The organism is Bowmanella yangjiangensis (genome assembly GCF_017255015.1).
In the GTDB taxonomy this organism is placed as follows: Bacteria; Pseudomonadota; Gammaproteobacteria; order Enterobacterales; family Alteromonadaceae; genus Bowmanella; species Bowmanella yangjiangensis.
This window is the reverse complement of record NZ_JAFKCS010000043.1, coordinates 1-7,858: the sequence shown is the minus strand read 5'-3', so window position 1 is coordinate 7,858 and position 7,858 is coordinate 1. Positions and strand designations below refer to the sequence as shown.

The window sequence follows — 7,858 nt, the reverse complement described above, 5'->3', positions numbered from 1 at the left end:
CGCCTGGTGAGCCTGCTCCAGATCAGCCTGCGGGTGAGTGAGCACCTGTTGCAGTAATAGGGTCTTGTCCATGGTCGATGTCGAGTCGGGGGAGGCGTTCGGTTGGCCGATTGTAGGGCTTATCGGCCCCGCTGCCGCATCGCGGATCATGTTTCGCTGAAGAAAATGGCGCCGTCGCCTTGCCTGGCGTGCTGCTCAGTCCGCGTAGGCAGGCTGGCAGCGGTTGATCAGGCACTGCAGTTCGCGAATGCCGGTGATGATCGAGACAAAGCTGACGACGGGAGGCGTTTCGACTGCCAGGTGGTCGACCAGTCGATTGCCGCTCAGGGCCTGCTCGAGCTGCCGAGCCTTGCCGTTGCGGCGGATGTGCGGGGCAATCAGGATCAGATCGAAGCGCTGCTTGATGGAGTCGGCCAACGGCAGGGCATCGACCAGCGAGTCGATGGTGGTCACGCGAAAGTAGCCCAGCCGGTTCAGTGCATGTTCCAGGCCCCGGGCTGTCGCAGGTTTCTCGCTGATAAGCAGAATGCGTAGTTTCTTTTCGATCATTTGGGCATTCCGGTCTTTTCTGGCCAAAGTTTGCTCTGCACTTGTTCGACTGCCGTCGTAACCTGTCAGCGGGTTACTGTGAGTTCGTCCCAGTGGTATATGGCACGGGTAGCTACAGGTACTTGTTGTTCCCGGTTATAGATGGGGGGTGCTGCTCTTGTTTCGAAAGTTCATGGCGGGAGCTAGGACTAATAGCTAAGGCAAAACCTATAGGTCGATAGGCTGTTGCCTATAAGTCAATTAAATGCGATTTAATAATACGGTAGTGATATTGTTCGGTGCCTGCTTGTAACACTATCTCAGATTCTAGGGTGAATCCGAGTACGCCCTGGCGATAAGGTGAGTGGCGCTGTTTTAAGAATAATAGGGGGCGTCCATGAGGATAGCTGTCTTGGATGATGAAGAGATCTGTCTGGATCGGGCATTGAAGGTTATCAGTAGCTATTCCAGGGCGAGTGGTTTCGACTGGACGGTGCACGGCTTCAGTTCGGGAGAAGACCTGCTGCGGCGCCTCAAGCGCGAGAACTTCGACCTGCTGATCATCGACTGGTACCTATCGGGCATGAGCGGCTACGCCTTGTTGTGCTGGGTGCAGGAGCACCTTGAGGTACCACCTCCGGTCATTGTGCTGACTGGCGGCAGTTCAGAGGGAGACATCGTCAAGGCCATTAACGCTGGCGCCGAGGACTTCATCCACAAGCCGTTCAGCGAATACGAACTGCACGCACGCATTCTGGTGGTGAATCGCCGCCGTATCCAGGCCGCCGAGGGCCAGGTCCGCCGCTTTCATGTCTACTTCGACCTACTGTTCGATGACGCCGGGCGCACCGTGACGCGTGACTGCAGTGCTACGTTGCTGACCGAGCGGGAGTACTACGTGGCGCGTTGCCTGATGGAAAACCTCGGCCGCTCGCTGTCGCGCTCGTATCTCTATGACCGTTTCTGGCCGCAGGGCGAGCGCTACTCTTCGCGCCCGCTGGACACCATGATCTATCGCCTGCGCAGCAAACTGAAGCTGTCGCCCGAATACGGCTGGTGCCTGGCCTCTATCTATGGCTACGGCTATCGCCTTGAGCGGGTCGAGCCGCTCTGAGTGCGTTCGGCATTGATTCTTCGCCTGTCTTGTCTATTCGCTGAAAACCACTTCGCCCTTGGCATATGTGCCGCAATTCTTATGTGCGGTTCATGCGGATAAACTGTTCGAAACAATATTGTTTTTCTTCTTGGGTTGGCTTGTCGCACTTGCGCTTTCAATGGAAGTCGTTGTGGCATGAATTGTCAGTGGGTATCGTTCGTCATAGGGGTAGTCCTATTGGTTTCCTCAAAATAAGTTAAATCCTATTGTTGCTTTGGGCCTATTCCTATGTTCTGGTTTCGAGCGTTCTGGGATTATTTATCGGCTGTGGGAAAATATGTCTTATTACAATAGTTGTTGGTTTATGACTGCATAAGTGGAGGAAGTTATGAACGCTCTTACCACGCTCAAAGCTGCTCTTGCGCTGGCTTTGGGTGTAACTGCCCAGGGAGTACTTGCCAAGGATGGTACGGTTAACTTCAGTGGGTCGATCATCGACGCGCCTTGCTCGATCATGGGTGGGGACGCGAATCAGACCGTAGATCTAGGCCAGATTTCCAACTCCGTATTGGCTGCTGGCGGCGTCGGTACTCGCTCTCCGCTCGTTGACTTCACCATCAAGCTGACGGGCTGTGGCGTTGTGGCCAAGACGGCACGTGTGACCTTCGCCGCAACGGCTGATCCGGCCAACGCTACCCTGCTGGCGGTCACTGGAGGTGCGACGGGTGTCGGTATTCAGATTTCAACTGGCGGAGGGCGGCAGGTTGTAAACCCTGGAGCGGCCTCACAGAACTTCCAGCTGCGTCAGGGTGATAACGAGCTGCAGTTCCAGGCGGCCTATGTTTCCACAAGCACTCAGGTTCGGCCGGGGGCTGCCAATGCGATGGCCCAGTTCACGGTGAGCTACCAATAAAAACTCTGTCATCTCCGGCGTCGCCAGGCGCCGGAGTTTTGTTGCGCGTGGGCTTTGTCACTGACCGGCTGTCGCGCGCTACCGTTCGGGAGGACGTATGTTTTCTCTCAATGGCTTGGTCGTCCGTAGATCGTTGCGGGCTGCTTTGCTCATGCTGTTTTGCGCGTCGGCAGATGCGGCCGTGCAACTGGGCGCCACACGGCTGATCTTTCTGGAGAGCAATCACGAGGCCGCGCTCGCGATCAAGAACGAGGGTGACCGTCCCTACGTGGTGCAGGCCTGGGTGGACGATGGAGAGGGGCATACCAAGACGCCGTTCCTGCTGGTGCCGCCGTTGTCCCGGCTTGATCCGAATGTCGAGAACATGTTGCGTGTGATGCGGGTGCTGGATGACCTGCCGCAAGATCGCGAGTCGGTGTTCTGGATCAACGTCAAGGAAATTCCGGAGAAGGTGCAGCAGGATAACGTGCTGCAACTGGCTATCCGCACGCGGATCAAGCTGTTCTATCGTCCTGCAGCACTTGGCGGTAATCGTGCCGAGGAGGCGCGCAAGGAGCTGAAGTGGTCCGTGCTGGCTGATCGCGACGGTGGCGCGGTGCTGCGTGTGGAAAATCCCACGCCGTATCATGTGACCTTCGGTGTGATGCGGGTTCGCCCTGGTACGGAGAACATCGCGCCGGACATGGTCCCTCCCTATCAGATGCGCGAGTACCCGCTGACGTCGATTCGCGCGCCACAGGCCGTCAGCGTGGAATTCGCCGTCATCAATGACTATGGCGGCCTTTCGGAAAAGGAGCACGTCGAAGTGCCCTTGGAGCGTGAGCCGGTGCGGATCGATCCTCGCTCCTCGATCAGTTCAAAAAACCGAGCCTTCTGAGGTGCGCGCGGTTCGGCAGGGCCCCTTGGGCCGGTGCCTGTGTGCCTGGGCGTTGTTGGGTGCAGTGCTCGTCCATGCTGCTGAGCCCGTTGCCACGGTGTTCAATGAAGCGTTTCTTGAGCTGGGCGGTGGTCCGGCGGATGTTGACCTGTCGATGTTCGCCTTCGGTAGCCGGGTGCTGGCGGGTGAGTACCGAGTCGATGTGCTGCGCAACGATATCCTGCTGGGACGATTCACGGTCCGCTTCGTCGAGCGTGAGGCAGGGAGCGACGCCCGGCCTTGCCTGAGTGCCGAGCAGTTGGGTGAGTGGGGCTTGAACCTGGCGGCCTTACCTGCCGTGAGTACGACGCTGCAGGAAACCTGTATCGATCTGGAGGCGCAGCTTGCCGAGGCCCGGGTCGATTACGATGCGGCTGCGCAGCGTCTGCGCTTGAGCATTCCGCAGGCGGCGCTGTCGCGCAAGGCGCGGGGGACGATCGATCCCCGCCTTTGGGACCAGGGGATGAACGCGGCCCTGTTCGATTACCAGTTGAGTCTGGCGCGCAATGATGAGGGGCGTGCAGGGGGCGAATCGAGCAACACGCTGTTCGGCCGTATGCATGGTGGGCTCAATCTGGGCAGTTGGCGCCTGCGTCAGCAATTCACCTATAACCGTGATCGTCTCGGTCAGCGCAGCTGGCAGGACGGGCGCACTTATGCCCAGCGGGATATCCAGGCGCTGGGTGGCCAGTTGCTGGTGGGCGACGGTAACACCCTGGGAGAGTTGTTCGACGGCTTTCAGTTTCGCGGTGTACAGCTCAGCTCGGACGAGGCGATGCTGCCGGATAGCCTGCGCGCCTACGCCCCGACTGTCCGCGGCGTGGCGCAGAGCAACGCGCGTGTGGTCGTACGACAGAATGGCTTCATCATCTACAGCACCTACGTCGCACCTGGGCAGTTCACTTTGGACGACCTCTATCCGACTGCCAACGGTGGCGATCTGGAGGTCACTATTCTGGAGGCCGACGGCCGCCAGGTTCGCTATACGCAGGCGTTCTCTTCGGTGCCGACACTGTTGCGCGAGGGGCGCTGGCGCTATGAACTGAGTGCCGGTGAGTACCGTACCGGCTATGAGGATGAACGGCTGCGCCCCTACTTCTTTCAGGGCACCCTGGCGCGTGGGTTGTCTGGTGACTTCTCGTTGTATGGTGGTGTGCTGCTAGGGCAGGGCTACCAGGCGGGGCTGCTGGGGGTGGGCAAGAACATGCTGGGTTTCGGGGCGCTGTCCCTTGACCTGTCGGACGCTCGCACGCGTAGTGACCAGGGGCACCTATCCGGACAGTCGCTACGGCTGCTCTATGCCAAGACGCTGGAACGTACGGACACGACTTTTCGCGTGGCCGGTTACCGCTATTCGACCCCTGGCTTTCGCAGCTTTCCCGAGGCGGTGCAGATGCAGGCGCTGGAGAGCAATGAGCTGCCGTTCCTCGACCGGCGCAGCGAACTGCAGGTGGACCTGTCGCAGTCTATGGGGCGTTGGGGGGCATTGTTCTTCTCCGCACGGCAGCAGCGTTACTGGGGCAGCGGCGGCCAGGAGCGTTTCGTGCAACTGGGGGTTTCCGGTAGCTACCGGCAGCTCAGCTACAACCTCTACTACAACCAGTACCGCACGCCGTTCGCTGCTCAAGAGCGCCAGTTGATGCTGTCTTTGAGCATACCGCTGGGTTCTTCCGGCGCCTCGGGCATGTACTCGGTGTCTCGTGGTAGTGACCAGCGCTTGTATCAGCAGGCCAGTCTCTTCGGCAACACCCTCGATGACCGCAACCTCGACTACGGCGTGACCGTCGATCGTTCCGACGAACAAGGCTCCAGGGGTAGCCTCAACCTGGGTTACCGGGGGCGCTATGGGCGGGTCGATCTGGGGCACAGCCAAGGCGAGGGTTATGAACAGACCAACCTGGGGCTGTCCGGTGGGATGGTCGCGCATGCCGATGGCCTCACGCTGTCTCAACCGCTGGGGGAGACCATAGCGCTGGTGCGGATACCTGATGCCGAGGGTCTGGCGCTGCAGTCCCAGGTGGGCGTGCGCACGGACGGGAGCGGCTATGCGGTCGTCCCGAGCCTGACGCCCTACCGCAGCAACCGCCTAGCGCTGTCGTTGAGCGGGCTGGGGGGGAATGTCGAGGTGCTGACGGCCGTCCAGGAGGTAGTGCCGACCCGTGGCGCCGTGGTGCTGGCGCCGTTCGAGGCCCGCAGTGGCTACCGGTTGATGCTGCAGTTGAGCGATGCACAGGGAGAACCCTTGCCCTTTGGGGCGCGGATTGCAGACACCAGTGGTCAGGAGCTGGGCCTGGTTGGCCCCGAGGGGTTGGCCTATGTCGCGGGGGCCGCACCTGCGGGTGAGCTGAGCGTGAGCTGGGGCGCCGGGGCTGCGAGCTGTACCGTGGCCTACCGCGTGTCGCAGGAGACGCTGCAGACGCCGATCAGAAACTTGAAGGAGACCTGCCGATGATCGCGCCGCTGTTTACACACTCTCTTTTTCGCTTGTTATGGCTGACAGCGCTCGTAAGTGCTGCGCCACTTGCCCATGCAACCTGTCTATGGGAGCGCGGTTTCGACCAGGGTGTCTATGCCTTCAACTTCCCCGCGCCGATCACGGTGCCTGCAGGCCCGCTCCAGATCGGTCAAGTTCTCGCGGAGTCGAGACAGCCGGTCAGGTCCCCGTTCTATTTATTGAGATGCCTGCTGGGCAAGGGTTACGCCACAGGGACCTTCGTCGCCGAGAGTTCGAGCACAATGTTGCCCGGCGTATACCGGACCCACGTCCAGGGGGTCGGTTATCGAGTCAGCCTGCAACCGGAGGGACTCTATGCCGGAAGCGAATGGCAGCAGCCTATTCCTTTCCTGTTCACCGGGATGTTGACGGCGCAAGGCTGGAGAGAGCTCAAGCTTGAACTGGTGGCGACCAGCACTACGCTTGGTGCCGGCATGATTACGCCTGGCAACTATGCGAGCTTGCGCACCGCTGGTTATAACCGCTACCTGCAAGTCAACATCCAGTCCGCCTGGATTGCGCCTCCTCCCTCATCATGTCGCCTCTTCGGCAACCCTGATCAGACCGTTACGCTGGCGCCTGTGTCCCGCAACCGCTTTTCCGGGGTGGGTTCGACGCAAGGTGAGCAGTCATTCGACATCGTTCTGCAGTGTGAGAACGTCGTGAACGGTGTCGTCCGGCTGCGCATGGACGGAACGCCACACAGCTCCAACGCTCCCGGAGTGCTTGCGCTGACGTCGGGTGCTGCGGCAACGGGGGTGGGCTTGCAGTTACTCGACGGCACCACCAGTGCGCCAGTGGAGCTCAGTCAGCCCAAGCAGCTGGCGGGGTTGACTCGCGGCCTGAACACCCTGCCTTACCGGGTGCGTTACTACCAGGCCTCTGCACAGGTGGGTGCCGGTGCAGTGCTTGCCTCGGTGACCTTGACACTGACTTATCTGTGAGCGGCCAGCACCGGCGCGTCGCCAGGGGAGGGCGGGCAATTCTGAGATAACGTCACAAGATCAGAGAATGTATTTGCAAGTCATTATCATTGAGTGGCGCTGTTGATTCCACAGCGCGCGTTGCTATCGGCTTCTGCTGCGCCATGTTTGTGCGTGCTGGGTGCTCCGACCGCCTGTTGAGGCATACGGGGCAAGCCTGCGACAGGGACTGTCATCAGAGATAGGGTTTATACAATGAACAATGAAATGATTCGCTTGCTGGTCGCGGACGACCATCCTGTTGTCTGTGCCGGTATAAGGCAGACGCTGTTTGCCAGCCATGGTGTTTCCATCGTGGACTCGGTGCAGGGGCCGGCGCGTTTGTTGGAGCGGCTCGAAGGCCATGACCAGGACTTCGATGTGCTGCTGTCGGGTTATATCCTCCCCGCCGCCGGGCACAGCGGTGGGTTGAGCCTGTTCCAGCTGATCCGGCGCAAGTATCCCAACCTCAATATCGTGGTGCTGACCATGCAGGAGAATCCGAGCATCCTCCATGCACTGGCTTCGTCGGGTATTTCCTGCATCCTCAGCAAGCGCGACCCGCTCAGCCATCTGCTGCCGGCCATCCAGGGGGCGATGGCCAAGGGGCGCTACCTGTCACCGCGCATCGCCACGCTGATGAACAACAGCCCGCGTAGTGCCGGTTTCGGCGTGCTGAGCCCGCGCGAGCTGGAAGTGGTGCGCCTGTTCGTTTCGGGGCTGAAGGTCAACGAGATCGCCGAGCGCCTGCATCGCAGCAAGAAAACCATCAGCACGCAGAAAAGTACCGCCATGCAGAAGCTGGGGCTGGAACGCGACGCCGAGCTGATCCGCTATTCGATAGAAATGGGACTGCTCGAGCACTGCATGCCGGTGCAGCTGGAGGAGTACGCCAAGGCCTGATCCGTCATGGCTGCGCCAGGCAGACGCGGTTGCGGCCCTGGGCCTT

Annotated in this window: 7 protein-coding genes; 6 read left to right on the top strand and 1 reads right to left on the bottom strand. The window is 60.2% G+C overall.

Annotation, left to right across the window (positions count from 1 at the left end; translation table 11 throughout):
* Positions 1-195: 195 nt before the first annotated feature.
* The gene (locus J0A65_RS20630) at positions 196-549 is read right to left on the bottom strand and encodes an ANTAR domain-containing protein (protein WP_152487669.1); all 354 of its coding nucleotides are present in this window, start codon (positions 547-549) and stop codon (positions 196-198) included.
* A 391-nt stretch (positions 550-940) separates the two neighbouring features.
* On the opposite strand from J0A65_RS20630, the gene J0A65_RS20625 reads away from it, so the two are divergent.
* The 6 genes from J0A65_RS20625 (at position 941) to J0A65_RS20600 (ending at position 7,812) form a co-directional block, all read left to right on the top strand.
* Positions 941-1,642 carry a response regulator transcription factor gene (locus tag J0A65_RS20625; RefSeq protein ID WP_206596227.1) on the top strand — a complete coding sequence of 234 codons (702 nt, stop codon included), beginning with the start codon at positions 941-943 and terminating at the stop codon, positions 1,640-1,642.
* Between the two features lie 370 nt (positions 1,643-2,012).
* Positions 2,013-2,537 carry a fimbrial protein gene (locus J0A65_RS20620; RefSeq protein WP_152487671.1) on the top strand — a complete coding sequence of 175 codons (525 nt, stop codon included), beginning with the start codon at positions 2,013-2,015 and terminating at the stop codon, positions 2,535-2,537.
* 97 nt (positions 2,538-2,634) lie between these two features.
* Positions 2,635-3,414 (top strand): fimbrial biogenesis chaperone, encoded by a 780-nt coding sequence (locus J0A65_RS20615; RefSeq protein WP_206596226.1) that lies wholly within the window; start codon positions 2,635-2,637, stop codon positions 3,412-3,414.
* Between the two features lie 64 nt (positions 3,415-3,478).
* A complete protein-coding gene (locus J0A65_RS20610; protein ID WP_332874367.1) occupies positions 3,479-5,905 on the top strand; it encodes a fimbria/pilus outer membrane usher protein in 2,427 nt (808 codons plus the stop codon).
* A complete protein-coding gene (locus tag J0A65_RS20605) occupies positions 5,902-6,891 on the top strand; it encodes a fimbrial protein (RefSeq protein WP_206596224.1) in 990 nt (329 codons plus the stop codon). Before J0A65_RS20610 ends, J0A65_RS20605 begins: the two co-directional genes overlap by 4 nt.
* 234 nt (positions 6,892-7,125) lie before the next feature.
* Positions 7,126-7,812, top strand: a complete 687-nt coding sequence (locus J0A65_RS20600) for a LuxR C-terminal-related transcriptional regulator (RefSeq protein ID WP_206596223.1) — start codon at positions 7,126-7,128, stop codon at positions 7,810-7,812.
* Positions 7,813-7,858: the final 46 nt, after the last annotated feature.

Coding starts and splice junctions, on each gene's coding strand:
- J0A65_RS20630 (WP_152487669.1), bottom strand. CDS start 549: ATGATCGAAAAGAAACTACGCATTCTGCTTATCAGCGAGAAACCTGCG.
- J0A65_RS20620 (WP_152487671.1), top strand. CDS start 2,013: ATGAACGCTCTTACCACGCTCAAAGCTGCTCTTGCGCTGGCTTTGGGT.
- J0A65_RS20615 (WP_206596226.1), top strand. CDS start 2,635: ATGTTTTCTCTCAATGGCTTGGTCGTCCGTAGATCGTTGCGGGCTGCT.
- J0A65_RS20605 (WP_206596224.1), top strand. CDS start 5,902: ATGATCGCGCCGCTGTTTACACACTCTCTTTTTCGCTTGTTATGGCTG.
- J0A65_RS20600 (WP_206596223.1), top strand. CDS start 7,126: ATGAACAATGAAATGATTCGCTTGCTGGTCGCGGACGACCATCCTGTT.